A 17,788-nucleotide genomic window follows, 5' to 3' on the forward strand; every position below is an offset into this window, starting at 1 on the left:
CGCTACACAGCGGGAAGGAGCTCCGGTGCCGGGCGCCACATCGGCCAGACGGGCGGGCCGTCCGGCAGCATGATCGGCGGGCGGCTCTCGTACCCGTGCCGCAGGTACAGCTCACGGTTGCGCGGGTGGTTGGCCTCCAGGTACGCGGGGAGGCCCGCCCGGTCGAGCCGGTGGTGGTGCCGGGCGAGCAGGGAGCTGCCGATGCCGAGGTTCTGCCGCTCCGGCCGGACCGCGAGGAACGCCAGGTAGTGGTGCGGCACGATCGGGTGCTCCTCGTCGAGGAGCGCGTCGAGCCGGCACGCCCGGTCGAACGCGGGGCCCGCCGCCTCCTTGAGCCGCCGGTCGTAGTCCACCGGCGGCGGGATCGCCCGCGTCAGCGGGAACCACAGGGCGACACCGGACAGCCGGCCGTCGAGCGGGTCGTGGGTCACGTACACCTCGCCGAAGCGCACGGCGTGCTCGGCGAAGATGGCGAAGTACGCGGGGCTGTCCGCGCGGCGGTCGGCGGCGTCCGGCGACATCCAGTGCGCGACCGGGCCGTCGCTCATGGCGGCGACGAGGACCTCGGTGATGTCGCCGGTGTCGACCGGCTCGATGTCGCGCACGACGACATCCTGAATGGCGTGCGTCATGAACATCCTTTCTCGATGTGCGCGGACGAGCTACGAGTGGTGGGCGACGTCCGCGGTCCGGGGCAGCGCGTGCGAGACGGGCAGCCCGGCGCCGTCGGGGATCACCCGCCGTTCGGCGCCGCGGCCGATCCCGGCGTAGGACTCCGGCCGGGCGGCACGCATGACGAGCGCCCAGATGACGCCCAGGAGCGCGAATCCGCCGTACGCGGCGGAGAAGACCCAGTTGAACACCGAGTCCGACTCGACCTGCAGCAGGTCGCCGAGGCCGATGACGGTCGCCGCCAGCACCGCGCTGAGGAGCAGGAACGCCAGCGTCGGGGCGAGCTGCGCACGCCAGAAGTTCTCCCGCCGCCGGTGCCTGACGAAGAACGCGATGACCGCCGCGGACGCGCCCCACATGAGCATGAGCACGCCGAGCCCGCCGACGGTGGTGCCCCACGCGAAGAGGTGGATCAGCGCGTTGGTGTTCGTCACCCAGTACACGATGAGCACCCCGAGCGCGAGCAGGCTCTGCGTGATCGAGCCCATGAGCGGGGCGCCGGTGCGTGGGTGCGCCACGCCCCAGAGCCTGGGCAGCACCCGCTCCCGGCCGAGGGCGAACTGGTAGCGGGCGACCGCCGCGTGGAACGCCAGGGCCGCGGCGAACACGCTGGTGAGGAACAGGATGTACCCGACGTTGACGAGCGCCTCGGGCACGTACGGCGTGACGAGCGTGAAGACCAGGTCGGTCTCCTCGTCCTTGGCGGCCTGCACGATGTTGCCCGCGCCGGTGTTGACCGACATCGCCCACGCGGAGACCCCGCACAGCAGCCCGGGCAGCAGGACCGCCCAGTGCGTGGCCCGCCCGATGGTGCGTTTCGGGTCCTTCGCCTCCTCCGACAGCACGACGGTCGCCTCGAAGCCGACGAACCCGGCGATCGCGAGCACCAGCATCGCCGCGACCTCGGGGGTCAGCAGCTGCGCCGGTGCCAGGGCCTCGGTGCTGACCTTGCCGCCGGCCGGGTGGGAGATCATGATCGCGTCGTAGATGAGCACGATGGTGATCTCGGCGGTGAGCAGTACCGCCAGGACCTTGCCGCTGAGGTCGACCCACAGCACGCCGAGCACGGCGACGAGGAACCAGCCGACGAGCGCGCACACGAACCAGCTCGCCTTGATCCCGCTGGCGGCGAGGATCCCGGAGGCGACGACGCCGAGCAGCCCGAACAGTCCGATCTGCATCGCCGCGTACGCCGGCAGCGCGATGAACGCGGCGGCGACACCGACGACGCGGCCCAGCCCGTGGCTGATGTAGGAGTAGAACGCGCCGGAGTTGACGATGTGCCGGCTCATCGCCACGAACCCGACGGTGAACAGCGACAGGATGAGCGCGGCCACGAAGTACACCAGCGGCACGGCCGTGTTGCCCACCACCGCGTAGATCGTCGAGATGGCGCCGAGGATCACGGTCAGCGGGGCCGCGCCGGCGACCCCGAAGAACACCACGGACGGCACGCCGAGCCGGTTGCTGGCCAGGCCCCGGGTCACGATGTCGGGGCCGCTCGGGGAGGAACGTGCCATGTTCGGTCTCCTCACACGGCCGGCCGTGCTGGTGCGCAGCCTCCCGCGGTGATAGTGGTGACGGCCCACCGTGCGGGTCACCGGCGGCCCACGGCGAGCGCGGAGCCCACCGCGGCCTCCGTGTACTGCACGAGCTGGACCAGGTCGTCCGGGAGCGATGCCATGATCGCTGGCAGCTGCCGCATGCATTCGCGCTGCTCCTGCACGCCGGCGAACACGTGCCGGGTCAGCCCGGTCGCGACGACGACGGCGATGAGGGCACGGTCGTTGAGCGCCATGGAGCGGCGGTGCGCGAGCGCCTCGGACAGCCGGATCGACTCCCACGCCGCGGTGTTGCGCTGCTCGGCGGACAGCGGCAGGTACAGCGTCTGCGCGCTGAGCAGCTTGCGCCGGGTGACCGGCTCGACCACGCCGGCCCGCAGCAGCCGCTCGCCGACCTGGTCGGTCGCGTCGGCGGCCAGATACGCCAGCCAGGTGCGGATCTCACGGTGCTGCGGCTGCGCGATCAGCAGGTCGAGCACCGTGTGCGCCAGGGAGTCGCCGGGCGGCTCCTGGCTGACGACGTACAGGTCGCCGGTCATGGCGCGCAGCCGTCCGTACAGCATCAGCTCGCCGAGAAGCGCGGACGCCAGTCCGAGGCCGGCGGCCCGTGGGTGCAGCCGTGAACGGCCGGTTCGATCATCGTGAGCAATCAGGTAATAGCTGTTGGCAAGCATCGCGACCACGCTCCCTCGACTCTGCCCCGAGCACGTCAGCGAAACGGACCAGCATGCGCATGTGCTGGCTTCGATGTCCCGTGCATCATGTACCAGACACGGCGCGTAGTGCAACGAGTACTAGACTCGGGGTATGAGCTTCCCGCAAATTGCATATGATCAATACCGTGGACATTGACGCCGCAAAGGACGAGGGCCCGACGCTTCGCCGCCGTCGACTGGCCGCGGAACTGAAGAAAAGTCGCGAGGAAGCCGGATTCACGCAGGAATCCGTGTCCCGGCACTTCGAGTGGCACTCGGCCAAGGTCACCAGAATTGAGAACGCGCGCGTGCCGGTCAACGCCCGGGACGTCAACGACCTGCTGACCCTCTACGGGGTCCGCGACCCCGACTACCGCGAGGCGCTGCTGGCCCTGGCCCGCCAGAGCAAGCAACGCACCTGGTGGACGGACTACCGCGACGTCATGCGGCCCGGCAACTTCGTCGGCATGGAGGCGGACGCGTCGATCACCCGCGTCTGGGAGCCGATCGTGCTGCCCGGCCTCGTGCAGTGCGAGGCGTACATGCGGGCGCTGATCGGCATCGGCCGGCGCAACGACACCAGGGAGTCCATCGAGCGGCGGGTCGCCCTGCGCCGGCTCCGCCAGGAGCGGCTGACCTCGGCGAACCCGATCCAGCTCGTCGCCCTGATCGACGAGTCGGTGATCCACCGGGTCGTCGGCGGTCCGTCAGTGATGCAGGAGCAGCGCCGCAAGCTGCTGCAGGTCGGGGCGCTGCCCAACGTGTCGCTGCGGATCGTGCCGTTCACCGCGGGCGAGCACCCGTTCATGGGCGGATCGATCACGTTCCTCGAGTTCCCGGACGTCGCCCACTTGGATGTCATCTACCTGGAGGGCCTTGCCGGGGACTACTACGAGGAGCAGCCTGCGGAGGTCACGCGCTACCGCGACGAGTTCGAGCGGCTGGAGACGAAGGCCCTCAGCGAGTCCGAGACGGTGACCTTGATCGAACGCCTGCTCGACTGAGCTTCCCGCTCAGGTCACGAGAAAGGAGGTGTATCCGATTGTCCGCTCAATTCACCGATGCCGGCTGGCACAAAAGCAGTCACAGCAACGGCAACGGCGGCAACAACTGCGTGGAAGTCGCGGTCGTTGCCACCGCTGTCGGTGTGCGCGACAGCAAGAATCCGGACGGAGCCGTTCTACGGTTCAGTCCAGCCGCTTGGGAGTCGTTCGTGTCCGACACCAAGCACGGCGTTTTCGATGTGACCAGCTGACGCTTTTTCCCGATTCCTCAAATCCCGAACATCAATGATCCGCGGCAGGGCTGATGCATGCGCATCGGCCCTGCTGCCGAGATACCGGTCGATGCTATTCCGGACCGTCCGCCGGCGCCACCGCCGCCTTTCGCAGTATCTGTAAGAGATTTTTTCCGGTGACGATCAACCCCCTGGGCGCCGGGCGACATCAACCTGGTGGAACGTCCAGGGAAGGGACCCACCACGTGCGCCCGGATCGGGAACATGACTTCAGCCTCTACGCGCAGGCCCGGATACCGCGGCTGCACCGGGTCGCGTACCAGCTGCTCGGCGACCGGGACAAGGCCGACGACGCCGTGCAGAACACGCTGACCGTGCTGTACCAGCGCTGGAACCGGATGCGCGAGGTGGAGAACCTCGACGCCTACGTGCACACCATGGTCGTGCGGTCCTGCCTCAGCGACCGGCGCCGCTGGTGGGCCAGGGTCCAGCTGCGCGAGACCACCCCGGACGTGCCGGTCGCCGCCGACGACCCCCTCGTGGAGCAGCGGATGGTGCTGCGCGCCGCGCTGCGCCGCCTGCCCGAGGGGCAGCGCACGGTCGTCGTGCTGCGCTTCCTGTGCGACCTGCCGATCGCCGAGGTCGCGCGGCTGCTGAACCGGTCGGAGGGCACCGTGAAGCGGCAGACGTTCAGCGGGCTGGGCAGCCTGCGCCGCATGCTCGGCGAGAGCCTTAGGAGTGGGGCATGACCGACAACCCGTTCGCGATCCTGACGGATGAGGCCGTCCCCGAGAGCCGGGTCGACATCGACGACGTCCTCCTGGCCGGCCGCGCCCGGGTGCGCCGCCGCCGCGGTGTCGTGGCCGGGGTGTGCACGGCGCTGGTCGTGCTCGTCACCCTGGCCGGGGTCGCCGCCGCGGTCCGCCCGCCGCACGGCCCGCCCGCGGATCCCTCCCCCGCACCCTCGCCCGCGCCGTCGGTCAGCGTCCACCCGACCGGCTGCACCCCCACCGCGCTGAACGTCGGCGGCGAGATCGGCGCCGCGTCCACCGACCCGAGCGGGCACTATCTGGCGTTGACCCGCGGCCCCGATCCCGGCCTGCTGGTGGTGTACCGCGACGGCGCGGAGGTCCGCCGGTACACCGCCGCACAACGCATCCGCGTCACGGCGATGAACGCGTCGGGCGTCATCGTCGGCGTGGAGGCCCTGGACGAGCGCGCCTTCCGGATCACCCCCGACGGCACCCGGCTCCTGCTGGCCAAGCCGACCGGCGCCGTGTCGGTCACCCCGAAGGGCGTCAACGCCGCCGGCGACATCGTCGGCGAGGCCACCATGCCCGGCAAGCGATTCCGCGCCGTCCTGTGGCGGCACACCGCCCCCGACACGCCGCTCCTGCTCGCCACCCCCGCCGGCAAGTCCTCGGCGGCCGAGGACATCACCGACGACGGCCGCGTCATCGGCCACCTCAACCAGGGCGAGCAGCCCTACCAGTGGAACCCCGACGGCACCACCGCCACCCTCGCCACCCCACCGGGCCTGCCCGGCGGCTACCCGCAACGCATCGCCGGCGACTGGGTCATCGGCATGGTCAACTTCCTGGTGCTCAAGTCCTTCGACCCTGCCACCGGCCGCCGTACCGGCGAAGGCCCCGTCAAACCAGCCCGCTGGCAACTGTCCACCGGCAAGGTCGAGTTCCTCGAGGCCACCGACGTGTTCGCGGGCGGCGGCAGCATCGCCGCCGACGGCACCGCCGTCATCAACCGCTTCACCGACGCGGCCTTCTGGAACGGCACGACCCTGCTCCCCCTGCCCCGCCCCAGCTCGTACGACCGCCTGCAGATCTCGTCGATGACCGCCGACGGCCGGCTCCTGATCGGCTGGGCGGCCCAGTCCGCCGGCGGCAGGTCCGACCTGTTCCGCTGGGACTGCCGCCGCTGACCCCGGCCGCGCGGTGTGGGTGCCGGTCGCTCCGGCACCCACACCGGCGCCCGGCCGGCCCGGACCGTTCGTCGAACGGTGTCCGGCACCTCGCCGGAAACCCTTCCGCCGCAACCCTTCCAGCTCCCGTCCCGCCTTCGGGCCGCGACGCCCACCACACCGGCACGAGGCGATCAGCCGCCTGGACCCACCACGCGAGCGCGGCCCCCGCCGCTGGACGCGGCGCCAGGGCGGGTCGCGGACATCCCGCAAACCCCCCGACCCGGCGGCCGGCACCGAGGCCATGCCGCCGGACAGCGTCGCGCAGGTGGGCCGGTCCATGGGCTGCGGCTCCTGCGCTCTCGACCCGGCGACCGCAACCGGCACCGCCGATGCACCGACCATCCACCGCACCGCCGACCCTCACCGTGACCGCCGCGCACCACCGCACCGGGCAGCTGGACCGCCGCCCGGAGCCCACGACCAGATCACCGCCCGAACCGCGGTACTCCCCGGTCCAGCCATCGATACTGGCCCATTTCCCATGATCCGGAAGACTTTGTGCCGCCAGAGAGGGTGGCGCATAATTAGCTACGTCGATGCGTCGAAGAGCCAGTCTGTCGACGAGAAAGCCGCAATCCGGACTTTCCTCTGCGACGACTGCCCGAAAGGTCCGCTTCGCGGCCTAGAACACGCGCCAGTAGAAGCTTGACAAGCCAGAATTCCGAATTACGCGCCACCCTCCAGAGCAGCACAAACTCTTCCGGATCATCGAGAACCCCGCCGAGGTGCCCCATCATCCAGCGCACCACGACTCCAGCAGCCGCGACCAGACCCGAACCCCGTGCACACCGACCATCCACCACGCGGAGCGACGACGACCCCAAGGCCGACGGGTCACACGGCAGGTTGTGGTGCCACCGGCACACCAGCAAGGCGACCGTCACGCACGCAGGTGCGGGAGAACCGGCAAGCGAGGATCACCGCCGGCTGGCGCACCCCGGCCGCGCACGCACTCGCCGGGGTGCGCGGGGCTCAGGCCAGGATCTCGGCGACCGTGGCCTCGTCACCCGACGCATACGCCTCCAGCAGCGCGGCGAACCGGTCGGCCGGCAGGATACGGATGCCCAGCTGCTCGGCCTTCTCGGCCTTGGAGCCGGCGCCGGCGCCGACCACGACCAGGTCGGTGCGCTTCGACACGGAGCCGGAGGACTTGCCGCCGAGGCGCTCCACGGCCTCGTTGCCCTCGTCGCGGGTCAGGCCGGGCACCGAGCCGGTCACGACGACCGCCATGGGGGTGCCGTCGGGCCGGCGCAGCGGCGGCGCGACGACCGCCGCGTCGCCGGGCTCGGCGGCGGCCGCGATGGGCGCGGGCAGGTCGGGTTCGGTCATGTTGACGCCGCGGGCGACCAGCTTGTCGATGACCGGGGCCAGGTCGACCAGCTCGGCGGCGATGGTCACGGCGCGCTCCGGGCCGACGCCCTCGACCTGCTGCAGGTCCTCGACGGAGGCGTCGAGCAGCGCCTGCATCGTGCCGAAGTGGCGGGCCAGCCGGCGGGACATGGACCGCCCCGTCATCCGCACGCCGAGGCCGGTCAGCACCCGGGCGAAGGGCTGGGCCTTGGACGCCTGGATGCCGGCCACGAGCTTCGTCGCGGACACGTCGCCCATCCGGTCGAGCCCGGCGACCGTCGGCACGTCGAGGTCATACAGGTCGGCGGGGTCGGTGACGAGACCCGCCGCGACGACCATGTCGATGATCTTCCCGCCGAGTCCCTCGATGTCCATCGAGTGCCGGGCGGCGTAGTAGGCCAGGGACTCGTGCGCGCCGCAGGCCCGGCCGCGGGTGCAACGCCAGCGCTTCTGGGTGCGGTCGATCTCACCGTCGCAGCGGGGGCACAGCGCCGGCGGCTCGAACGGCACCGAGTCCGCCGGCCGCTCGTCGAGCTTGGCGCCCGTGACCTCGGGGATGACGTCACCGGCGCGCCGGACGAACACGACGTCGCCCGGGCGCACGTTGCGCCGCTCCAGGTCGCCGAAGTTGTGCAAAGTGGCGAACTCCACGACGACCCCGTCGACCTGCACCGGCTCCAGCACCGCGACCGGGGTGATCACGCCGGTCCGGCCGACCTGCACCTTGATCTCCAGCAGCCGGGTCATGCGCGTGTCGGCGGGGAACTTGTACGCCACGCCCCACCGCGGCGCCCGGCTGGACGAACCGGCGGCGTCGCGGTCGGCCGGCAGGTCGGCCTTGATGACCGCGCCGTCGATGCCGAACCCGAGCGTGCCCCGGCTCGCGCTCAGCGTCTGCACTGCGGCGAGGATCTCCTCGACGCTGCGGCACACGGGCGTCCCGGCGACGGACCCGCCGGTCGTGGCCACCCCGAGCCGCTCCAGCTCCGCCATCGCCTCGGAGTGCGGGCCGGCCGGCGGCTCGTCGCGGTGCACGGAATAGGCGAAGAACGACAGCGGCGCGTCATATGTGCGGTCCTGCGCGCGCAGCGTGCCGGCGGCCGCGCTGCGCGGGTGCGCGAACGCCGGCTCGCCGGTGCCGGTGCGCATCGTGTTGGCCACCTCGAAGTCGGCGTCGGTCATGAACACCTCGCCGCGCACCTCCAGGGTCAGCGGCTCGGCGAGCCGCTCCGGCAGCCCCACCGCCCGCCGGGCCTGCCCGGTGACGTCCTCGCCCGCCCGGCCGTCGCCGCGGGTCGCGACCTGCACGAGGCGGCCGTCGACATATCGCGCGGCGATCGCGAGACCGTCGATCTTCGGCTCGACCGTGAACCCGGCGGCCGCCCGCCCCAGGATCCTGTCCAGGCGTGCGGCCCACTTGCGCAGCGTGTCCTCGTCGAACGCGTTGTCCAGGCTGAGCATCGGGGTGCTGTGCACGACGTCGCCGACGACCCCGCCGCCGGCGCCGACGACCTCGGTCGGGGACTCCTCGGCCTTCCACTCGGGCCGGGCCGCTTCCGTCGCCGAGACCCGCGCCAGCAGCGCGTCATAGACGGCGTCGTCCATGGCCAGATCGGAACCGCCGTAGTAGGAAGCGGCGGCCTGCCGGACGTCACCGACGGCGGCCTGATACTCCTCGGCGCTCCCGAACGGCTCCGCCCGAGCGGCATCGACAATCAGACCAGCAGCTTCCCGCACCGAGGCTTCCATGGCTGCAGCCTAGCCAGGGGGTACGACAAAAGCTGTTACGGTGCGGCGATGCCCGCCGTCATCAAGTCCGTCACGTTCGACAGCGCCGACGCGCTCGCGCTCGCCCGCTTCTGGGCCGCCGCGCTCGGCACGGACGTCGACGAGGAGTCCACATCGGACAAGGCGTTCGTCGAGGCCGCGGGCTGGGGCGGGCCCAACATCTGGTTCGCGCGCGTGCCGGAGGGCAAGACCGCCAAGAACAGGATGCACTTCGACCTCAGGGCCCCCGGTACCGTCGCCGACGAGGTGGCCAGACTGACCGCGCTCGGCGCGACGGTGCTGCAAGAAGGCGACGACCTGACGGTCATGGCGGACCCCGAGGGCAACGAGTTCTGCGTCGAATAGCGAAAAAAGGGGTCATCCGAACGGCCATTCCGTGCTCCGCGATGCGGCGTACCGGCGGGAACGGCATATCGTGGCAGCGCTAACATCAACATGGGGGGAGGGCGATGCGTCCAACGAGCCAGGGCCGGGCAGCGGTCATGAACGACGTCGCGCGACTCGCCGGCGTGTCCCACCAGACCGTGTCCAGGGTGCTCAACCAGCACCCGAGCGTCAGCCCCGCCACGCGTGAGCGGGTCCTGGAGGCGGTCCGGCAGCTCAACTACCGGCCCAACGCGATGGCCCGTGGCCTCGCCGGCCGGCGGTCCCGGGTGATCGGCGTCGTCAGCTTCGACACGATCCTCTACGGTCCCGCCTCGACCCTGCTGGGCATCGAGCGCGCCGCCCGCGCCGCGGGGTATGGCGTCAGCATCGTCACCCTGGAGCAGGTCGACCACAGCGGCATGGTGTCCGCGCTGGAGGCCCTCGCCGACCAGTCGGTCGCCGGGGTCGTCGTCATCGCCCCGCAGACGGCCGCCGCCGCCGCGCTGCACAGCCTCCCGCTCGGTGTCGCCGCCGTCGCCGTCGAGGCCGTCGTCGGCGGCGAGATCCCCGCGATCTCCGTCGACCAGGTCACCGGCGCCCGCCTCGCCGTCCAGCACCTCCTCGGCCTCGGCCACCGCAAGGTCTGGCACCTGTCCGGCCCCCGCGACTGGCTCGAGACCCACGGCCGCATCGAAGGCTGGCGCGGCACCCTGGAGGACGCCGGCCTGCCCGCCCCGCCGCTCATGACCGGCGACTGGTCCGCCCGTTCCGGCTATCAGGCGGGCCTCGAGCTCGCCCGCCGCGACGACGTCACCGCGGTCTTCGCCGGCAACGACCAGATGGCCCTGGGCATGATGCGCGCCTTCCACGAGCACGGCATCCGCGTCCCCGACGACGTCAGCATCGTCGGTTTCGACGACATCCCCGAGGCCGAGTTCCTGTCCCCGCCGCTGACCACGATCCGCCAGGACTTCGACGAGGTCGGCCGCCGCTGCATCGCCGCCCTGCTCCGCGCCATCGAGGCCGACCTTCCCGAAGGCCCCGACCGCCCCGCACCCGACCCCCACGTCGCCCCGACCCTCGTCCTGCGGCGCAGCACAGCCGCACCGAAGGGCTGAAAAGCAAGAGCGAATTCATGGCTCACGCCCGCCGTGGTTGCGGTGCGTGCTCCCGTCAGCCGCCGGTCGGGCCTTGGCGGCCCTCCGCGTGGCCCTCCATGATCCGGAAAACATTTTGCCGCTGGGGCGACAACAACTCTTCCGGATCATCGGAGAGAGGTTGCAACCGGCGGGCCACCCAACCACAGAACGGGGCACCGTGGGCGAGCTGTGTCAGGTATCCGGCAGGAGCGCGGATCGAGCGCACGGCGGCGCGGGAGCTTGTTAGGTTCTGAGGCACGGGGGTCTGATGGTCGGCGTGGCGGCAGGTGCATCCCGCTGGGACCACCGCCTCCGCAGCACGGCAGCCGCCGCGCCGGTCATGAGGTCGCCATCGCGTGTGCCCGCCGCACTGCGGGCTGCCGCATCACCGTCGAGCGGCGGATCGGCGAGGGACGGGTCAGCAGGCGATCGAGTTCGGGAGCGAGACCGCGCCCTTGAGGACGTGGGCCAGGTCGGTGACGAAGCGGTCGATCAGGTCGCGGGTCTTGCCGGGCATGCAGACGACGTGAGCGTTGCCGCGGTCGTCGGTCGCGAGGGGCCAGCGGTCCAGGAAGTGCTGGGGCGGGCGGGGGAAGACGACGGTGAAGGCGTGCTCCTGGGCGCGCCACGCGGGCCAGCCGATCCCGTGCAGCTGCCGTTCCGTGTAGCCTGCCAGGTCCCGGGCGGCCACCGCCCGGCCGCGCAGGCCGGGCAGGCCCCAGTAGCGCAGCAGATACCACAGCCACAGCGGCGCGTGGCCGGAGCGGGAGCCGGTGATGGTGCTGTCCGGCGCGGCGGTGTAGGTGATGCTGCCCCGGCCGGTGTGCCGGTCGGCGAGGGCGACCACGATGCCGCAGGGGAACGGGGTGGCGAGGAACTTGTGGCCGCTGACGGCGAAGGAGTGCACGCCGTCGGCGAAGGTGAAGCCGGGCCGGGTCAGCGGGTCGCAGAGCGCCAGGGGGATGCCGGCGAGGGCGGCGTCGGCGTGGATCCAGCGCTGAGCGGCGTCGACGCCGGCGAGGGCCTCGTCGATCAGCAGCACGTCGTCGACGGCCTCGGTCATCGTGGTGCCGATGGTGGCCACGACGATGGCGCCGGCCCCGCGGCGCCGGCGGCGGTGCTCGGTGACGGCGGTGCGCAGCAGGTCGTAGCGGATCTCGCCGCGGTCGTCGGCAGGGATGAGGTACAGGCGCATGCCGAGCAGCTCGGCGTTCTTGGCGATGCTGTAGTGGGCGGCGGTGGAGGCGAACACGGCCGCGCCCGGCAGATGCTGCCGGGCCTGCCACAGGGCCCACAGGTTGCTCTCGGTGCTGCCGGTCGTGACGTACCCGTGCCGGTTGTCCAGCGGCGCGTGCACGAGGTCGGCCACGAACTGGACGACCTCGTGCTCGACGACCTTGGTGTGCAGCCGGTACGCGCCGCCCGCCGCGTACGGATGGCCGACGTTGTTGAGCAGCAGCCGGTCGAACCGGGCCACGGCGGTCATGTCGGGCAGGTCGGTGGCGCCCGGGAACCCGAGGTCGTAGGCGCCGTGCCCGGTCAGGTCCGCGTGCAGCTGGTCGAGCCGGCCGGCGATCGTCGGGTCCACGGGCAGCGGCTCCGCGGAGAACGGGTCCGCAGGGAACGGGTCCGCGGGGACCGGGTCCACGGCGGTCATCGCGGCTGCGACCTGACGTCGATGATGCGGCCGAGCTCGCTCATCCACCGCCACACGTGATACGTCGGGTCGTGCTGCTCGATCTCGGCGAGCGACGGGTTCCACCGCCACTGCATGCTCGGCACGCCGTAGTGGGCGTTGGTGTCGTCGACGGAGCTCTCCACCGTCAGGCCGTTGAACTGCTTGCGCCCGCCGCGGTCCAGCAGGAGCCGGGTGCCGTCGATGAGGCGGGCGAAGCACCGGCCGGGCAGGTCGAACTCGTTGGCCGCCTGGCGTTGCGCGTCGGACCACGGGCCGTACGGCGTGTCGAGGGTGCACACGCCGATGCCGGCGAACACGGCGGCCGAGGACATCGGGTCGCACTTGTTGGCCATCATCGTGCGCGGGTCGAAGGCCGGGTCGGCCTGGTAGCCCTCGTGGGCGTGCCGGGCCAGGCCGTAGAGCAGCATCGGCAGCTCGTTGGCCTCGTCGTCGGCGAGGAAGATGCGGGTCGCGGTGCGCAGCTGCTGGAGCACGGGCACGCCGCGCTCCAGGTAGAACAGGGCGATCCCGTGCGGGCTGAGGGGGTCGCGGCGGCGGCGTTCCCACGCGTGGCGGGTGTGCAGCACCGAGAAGCGCCGCAGCCGGGACACGACCTCGCCCCGGAACGCGGCCGTGACGTCGGCCTCGGGGTTGTCGGAGCTCATGCCGCGCGGCCCCTCGGGCGGCACCGCGCGCAGGTGCCGCGTCTCCTGCTGGTCGTCGTCGTGGAGGTACCGCCGCGGCGGCCGCGGAGCGGGCTCATACGCGGGGTCCGACCCGAGATAGCCACGGTCCGAACCGAGCGGACCACGGTCCGAGCCGACCGGACCACGGTCCGGACCGGGCGAACCACGGTCCGAGCCGAAGGAACCACGATCCGGGCCGAGCGAACCACGATCCGAGCCGAAGGAACCACGTGGGATCCGGTCGCGGGTGGGGTCGGCGGCCGGCGGGGCGACCGCCGGGTCGGTCTCAAACATCGAGGTCCTTGAGCCGGCGGTCCAGGACCCGCAGCGGGTCCGGTCTGCCCCGCCCGACGTCGGCGAGGACCGGCGCCCGCCTCGACCGCAGTGCCAGCGCCCACACCGCCCCGACCAGGATGGTGATCAGGACCGCGGCCGGGATGACCGCCTGCAGGATCGAGTCCGACGCGATCCCCAGCAGCGACGACAGGTTCGCGACGGTGACGAACAGGATGCCCGCGCCCGCGATGACGCCCAGGCTCGGCAGCACCGTGCTGACCATGAGGCCTTCGTGGGTGCCGCCGCCGCGCCGGTAGTACCGGATGCTGGCGGCGGAGATGAGCACCAGCATCAGCAGGATGCCGATGGCGCCGGCCGCGGACAGCCAGGTGAACAGCACGGTGATCGGGTCGGCGCCGAGGATCACGAACAGCCCGACGACGACGAGCGCGGTCGCGCTCTGCAGGATCGACCCGCCGGTCGGGGCGCCCTCGGCCTGGCCGCTGGCGCCGGTGCGGGCCAGCCACGCGGGCAGGACACCCTCGCGGGCCATGCCGAACGCGTACCGGGCGAGCACGTTGTGGAAGGAGAGCATGGCGACGAAGACGCTGGTGATGAGCAGCATCGTGGCGAGGAGGCTGAGGCCGCTGCCGTACCACTCGTCGAGGACGTTGAAGGGCAGCCCGGCCTCCGGGTCGGCGGCCACGGCGGCGATGCGGTCCGCGCCGACGGTCGTCGCGAGGGCCCACGCCGACAGCCCGTAGAACAGCGGCATGAAGATCAGGGCGCCGATGGTGGCGCGGGTGATGCTGCGGCTGTTGCGGACCTCCTCGCTGTAGGCGGGGGCGGTGTCGAAGCCGATGAACGCGGCGATGCCGAGGGCGAGCGCGCCACCGATGCCGGGGGCCCACAGGCCGGTGATGCTGATCGGCTCGGTGGTGATGCTGCCGCCGGCCGGGTGCGCGAACGCGGCGAGGTCGAACAGGGCGATGACGACCAGCTCGACGCAGAGCACGGAGCCGACGACGAACGCCGACAGCGACACGTGCAGCAGCCCGCAGACGGCGACGGCGAGCCAGAGCACGGCGGCCCACGCGATCCAGTTGCCGCCGAGCAGCCCGGCGAGGGTGGCGCCGACGAGCCCGTACAGGCTCATCTGGATGCACGAGTAGAAGACCAGGGCGAGGGCCCCGCCGATGATGCCGGCGGTCGGTCCGAAGCCGTGGGCGAGCAGCGCGTACGCGGGGGCGGCGTGCGGCACGTTGCGGGCCATCGACACGTAGCCGACGGCGAGCAGCGCGAGCGCGATGCCGAGCAGCGGGAAGGTCAGCGGGGTGGCGACCATCCCGGTCGTGGCGTAGGTGGCGACGATACCGCCGGCGAGGACCGCCATCGGGGAGCTGGCGCCGATCTGGAAGAGCCAGACGCCGCCGCCGGACATCTGCCGGCGGGTGAGCCCATACCCCGTCATCGGGCACCGCCGAAAAGGCGTGGCGGCGTGAATTCGGGCCGGGGGGATGGACGCATCGCGGCGCGTTCTCCGATTCTGAAGTTGAGTTACCTGATCACTACCGCAGCGCAGTGTATAGGCGGAAGTCACACTGCGACTCCTCGGCCGATCTCATGGATTTACCTAGGTCGTTCGGTCACTAAGGGGTCGGAACCGGCCGCGACCTGCGGCTCCGCAACAGCTTCAGCAACCGGGAACACGCAGAATTTACGGAGGCGTAACTTATTTCGCGACCAGAAGACAGCCAGCCGGCCCCTGGAGAACCAGGGGCCGGCTGGGCGCGGCGAACCGTCAGGCGGTCAGCCGCAGATAGTCGATGTTGAACCCGCCGGTCTCGCAGAACAGCGTCAGCCGCTGGTCGCCGGAGGTCGTGACGGTGACCGGGATGTGCACGGACCGGTACGCGCCCCAGCCGCCGGTGTCCGGCACCGACGCGGTCGCCAGGACCGCACCGGACGCGTCCCGCAGCGAGATCGCGCCGGGCAGGGGGCCGCCGGTGCCGGTCGCGACGCGCAGCTCGACGTCGTACGTGCCGGCGGCGACGTCGAGACGGTAGGCGAGCCAGTTGCCGGCGGCCGTCCACCCGACGTTGCGGCCACCGCTGGCGGCCGGGTTGGTCTCGATGAAGTTCGCGCCGCCGTCGGTCCAGCCGTGCTGCGCCACGTACGCCTCGGCCTCGACCTTCTCCCCCACCGGCGCGCCGTGCGGCCGCACGGTGACGTGCACGGTGCGCTCGGCACCGGCCCGCCCGTCGGTGACGGCGACGGTGAGGTCGAAGCTGCCGGCGACGGTCGGGTGCAGCGTGACGACCCCGGTGGCCGCGTCGACGGTGACGCCGTCGGGCAGGTCCCTCGCGTAGTAGGCGAGGGCGTCCCGGTCGGCGTCGGTGGCGCTCAGCCGCACCGAGCCGGTGCTGTACTGGTCGACGACGACCGCCCCCGGATCGCGCAGCACGGGCGCGTGGTTGCGACCGCGGGGCAGGTCGGCGTCCCAGCGGAACGTGGCGTAGGCGCGGGCCGGGACGGTCGCGACGAACGACTTGCCGGCGAGCACCACCCGCACGGTCCGATCGACATCGAGAGCGTTGCCGATGACCGCGACGTAGCCGTCGTGCCGGTCCCGGTAGACGACGTTGCCGATGCCGCCCGCGGTACCGCTGGAGGCGACCCGCACGTGCGCCGGCGTCAGGTACCGGCTGAACTGCCCGAGCTGGTAGAGCTCGTCGCGGACCGTGAACGTGCGGGTGGTGGTGTCGACCTTGACCAGGCGGTCCGGCCATTTCGTGGTGCGGGCGACCTCGTCCCAGTCGACGTTGTTGTCCCGGGCGGGCGTCCAGTGCAGGGTGCCGCCGTCCTGGTCGGTCGCCTGCGCCCACATGACGTAGGACGACGCGTCGAGGCGGAAGTCGGCGAGGACCGTGGCCGGTGACAGGTCGCTGGTCTCGGTGAGGTGCACGGGCTTGCCGGTCTGCTCGTAGGCGTCGCGCATGACCGCCGGATCGCCCCAGTACGGGTGGAAGGCGATCGCGTCGGCGGCGCGGGCGGCGGCAGGGTCGTCCAGGACGCGGTGGTAGTTCTTCGTGGCGGTGCTGTTGGGGTCGCGCCAGTCCCAGAAGTTGAAGTCGTGGATGTACAGGTCGACGTCGAGGCGGGCCCTGCGCAGTTCCCGGTCGATCGCCACCGACAGCTTCTGCTGCTGCTCGACGCTGATGTCCATGGCCGGGTAGACGACGTCCATGCCGGGCTCGTTGAGCAGCGTCAGCGCGTCGACGCGGATGCCGAGCCGCGCGTACGCCTGGACGTACCTGACGTAGTAGCGGGCGAACACGTCGATACGATCGTCGCGCAGCTTGCCGACCTGGTAGTACTCGCTGGTGCTGCCGGGCTTGAGGGCGACCTCGCCGAGGAACCGGTTGTTGGTCTTCATCCAGGCCGGCGCGCTCCACGCCGAGGCGAGGAACGTCGCGTCCGGGTTGTACTTCTGGATGAGCTTGATCGTGTCGACGATGTGCAGGTCGATGTCGCGCTGGATGCTGAAGTACTTGAGGTCGAGGTCCTCGGTGACGCCTGCGGGCAGGTCGTCGTAGGACCAGAACGGCAGGTGCTCGATGAGGTCGGGGCTGCCGATGGTGAGCCGGAAGCGGTCCAGGCCGGCGCCGGTGCGCGGGTCGACGAGCAGCCGGACGGCACGGTCGCGTTCGGCGGGCGTGAGCTTCCACAGGTTCGACACGGTGGTCTCGTCGATGGAGAAGCCGATGCCGGTGTACGACTGCCGGGTCCGGCTCGGGTCGACGACGACGGTCGCGTCGGCGATGTTGTCGGCGCCGTTGCCGACGCGGACGCTCGGCAATGCTTGCCAGTGGGCGGCGCCGGTCGAGTACGTGCCCGTGACGAGGGCGCCGTGACCGGCTGATGCGGCGGTCGGGACCGCCAGGGTGCCGGCGGTGACCAGCGCGACGGTCGCCACGGAGATGGATCGCCTCACAAGGACTCCAGGGGTTGGTGGTGCGGCGCCGCCGCAAGCGACGCCGCACCTGACTGGGTTACGGGCCGCTGACCAGGTAGGTGACCTGGTTACCGCTGTTGACGGTCCCGCCGGTGTTGTTGATGACGCGGGAGATGGTCCCGGTCCCACCGAGGGACACCGTCACCATGTTGTGGAACTTGACGTTCGGCTGCACCGGCACCTCGAAGGAGTGCCCGAGCACGACGCTGGGGTTGGTGGAGAAGTAGCAGTAGCTGCCGAGGCCCCAGGCCTCATGGGTGGTGACGTTGGCGCCGACCTTGTAGGCGGCCCAGCCCTGTGCCCCGCCGCCGCTGGACCAGGAGGACTGGTTGGGCACGTCGTA

The 17,788-nt window shown here is 71.5% G+C and carries 14 protein-coding genes and 1 pseudogene; 6 read left to right on the top strand and 9 right to left on the bottom strand.

Features of this window, described 5'->3' with window-relative positions; all coding sequences use genetic code 11:
• Positions 1-2: 2 nt before the first annotated feature.
• The 3 genes from ABZS58_RS14720 to ABZS58_RS14730 all read right to left on the bottom strand — a co-directional run bounded on the left by ABZS58_RS14720 (position 3) and on the right by ABZS58_RS14730 (position 2,908).
• On the bottom strand, positions 3-632 hold the full coding sequence (locus ABZS58_RS14720; RefSeq protein ID WP_354781449.1) for a GNAT family N-acetyltransferase: 630 nt from the start codon (positions 630-632) through the stop codon (positions 3-5).
• Positions 633-662: 30 nt separating this feature from the next.
• Positions 663-2,192, bottom strand: coding sequence for an APC family permease (locus tag ABZS58_RS14725; protein ID WP_354781451.1), 1,530 nt, complete (start codon positions 2,190-2,192; stop codon positions 663-665).
• A 77-nt stretch (positions 2,193-2,269) separates the two neighbouring features.
• The gene (locus ABZS58_RS14730; protein WP_354781453.1) at positions 2,270-2,908 is read right to left on the bottom strand and encodes a GPP34 family phosphoprotein; all 639 of its coding nucleotides are present in this window, start codon (positions 2,906-2,908) and stop codon (positions 2,270-2,272) included.
• A gap of 167 nt (positions 2,909-3,075) precedes the next feature.
• Between ABZS58_RS14730 and ABZS58_RS14735 the strand changes: the two genes are divergently transcribed.
• The 4 genes from ABZS58_RS14735 to ABZS58_RS14750 all read left to right on the top strand — a co-directional run bounded on the left by ABZS58_RS14735 (position 3,076) and on the right by ABZS58_RS14750 (position 6,105).
• Positions 3,076-3,933, top strand: coding sequence for a helix-turn-helix transcriptional regulator (locus tag ABZS58_RS14735; RefSeq protein ID WP_354781455.1), 858 nt, complete (start codon positions 3,076-3,078; stop codon positions 3,931-3,933).
• A gap of 38 nt (positions 3,934-3,971) precedes the next feature.
• A complete protein-coding gene (locus tag ABZS58_RS14740; protein ID WP_354781457.1) occupies positions 3,972-4,184 on the top strand; it encodes a DUF397 domain-containing protein in 213 nt (70 codons plus the stop codon).
• 227 nt (positions 4,185-4,411) lie between these two features.
• Positions 4,412-4,915, top strand: coding sequence for a SigE family RNA polymerase sigma factor (locus ABZS58_RS14745; protein ID WP_354781459.1), 504 nt, complete (start codon positions 4,412-4,414; stop codon positions 4,913-4,915).
• Positions 4,912-6,105, top strand: a complete 1,194-nt coding sequence (locus ABZS58_RS14750; protein ID WP_354781461.1) for a hypothetical protein — start codon at positions 4,912-4,914, stop codon at positions 6,103-6,105. Before ABZS58_RS14745 ends, ABZS58_RS14750 begins: the two co-directional genes overlap by 4 nt.
• A 1,014-nt stretch (positions 6,106-7,119) precedes the next feature.
• Here the strand turns inward: ABZS58_RS14750 and ligA are convergent.
• Entirely contained in the window at positions 7,120-9,246 is a 2,127-nt protein-coding gene (gene ligA / locus ABZS58_RS14755; RefSeq protein WP_354781463.1) for an NAD-dependent DNA ligase LigA, read from the bottom strand.
• 48 nt (positions 9,247-9,294) lie between these two features.
• Between ligA and ABZS58_RS14760 the strand changes: the two genes are divergently transcribed.
• Positions 9,295-9,630, top strand: a complete 336-nt coding sequence (locus ABZS58_RS14760; protein ID WP_354781465.1) for a VOC family protein — start codon at positions 9,295-9,297, stop codon at positions 9,628-9,630.
• Between the two features lie 137 nt (positions 9,631-9,767).
• Entirely contained in the window at positions 9,768-10,769 is a 1,002-nt protein-coding gene (locus ABZS58_RS14765) for a LacI family DNA-binding transcriptional regulator (protein ID WP_354781467.1), read from the top strand.
• Positions 10,770-11,208: 439 nt separating this feature from the next.
• Here ABZS58_RS14765 and ABZS58_RS14770 read toward each other — a convergent pair whose 3' ends face one another.
• The 5 genes and pseudogenes from ABZS58_RS14770 to ABZS58_RS14790 form a co-directional block, all read right to left on the bottom strand.
• Positions 11,209-12,447 (bottom strand): pyridoxal-dependent decarboxylase, encoded by a 1,239-nt coding sequence (locus ABZS58_RS14770; protein ID WP_354781469.1) that lies wholly within the window; start codon positions 12,445-12,447, stop codon positions 11,209-11,211.
• Positions 12,444-13,448 (bottom strand): hypothetical protein, encoded by a 1,005-nt coding sequence (locus ABZS58_RS14775; RefSeq protein WP_354781471.1) that lies wholly within the window; start codon positions 13,446-13,448, stop codon positions 12,444-12,446. Before ABZS58_RS14775 ends, ABZS58_RS14770 begins: the two co-directional genes overlap by 4 nt.
• Positions 13,441-14,901, bottom strand: coding sequence for an APC family permease (locus ABZS58_RS14780; RefSeq protein WP_354781473.1), 1,461 nt, complete (start codon positions 14,899-14,901; stop codon positions 13,441-13,443). The genes ABZS58_RS14775 and ABZS58_RS14780 overlap by 8 nt, the downstream gene beginning before the upstream one ends.
• 330 nt (positions 14,902-15,231) lie before the next feature.
• Positions 15,232-17,424 carry a carbohydrate-binding protein gene (locus tag ABZS58_RS14785; protein WP_354781475.1) on the bottom strand — a complete coding sequence of 731 codons (2,193 nt, stop codon included), beginning with the start codon at positions 17,422-17,424 and terminating at the stop codon, positions 15,232-15,234.
• A gap of 58 nt (positions 17,425-17,482) precedes the next feature.
• Positions 17,483-17,788: pseudogene (locus tag ABZS58_RS14790) on the bottom strand (coagulation factor 5/8 type domain-containing protein); the annotation flags it as partial.

Origin of the sequence: Dactylosporangium sp. NPDC005555 (assembly GCF_040605635.1) — a bacterium.
GTDB lineage: Bacteria > Actinomycetota > Actinomycetes > Mycobacteriales > Micromonosporaceae > Dactylosporangium.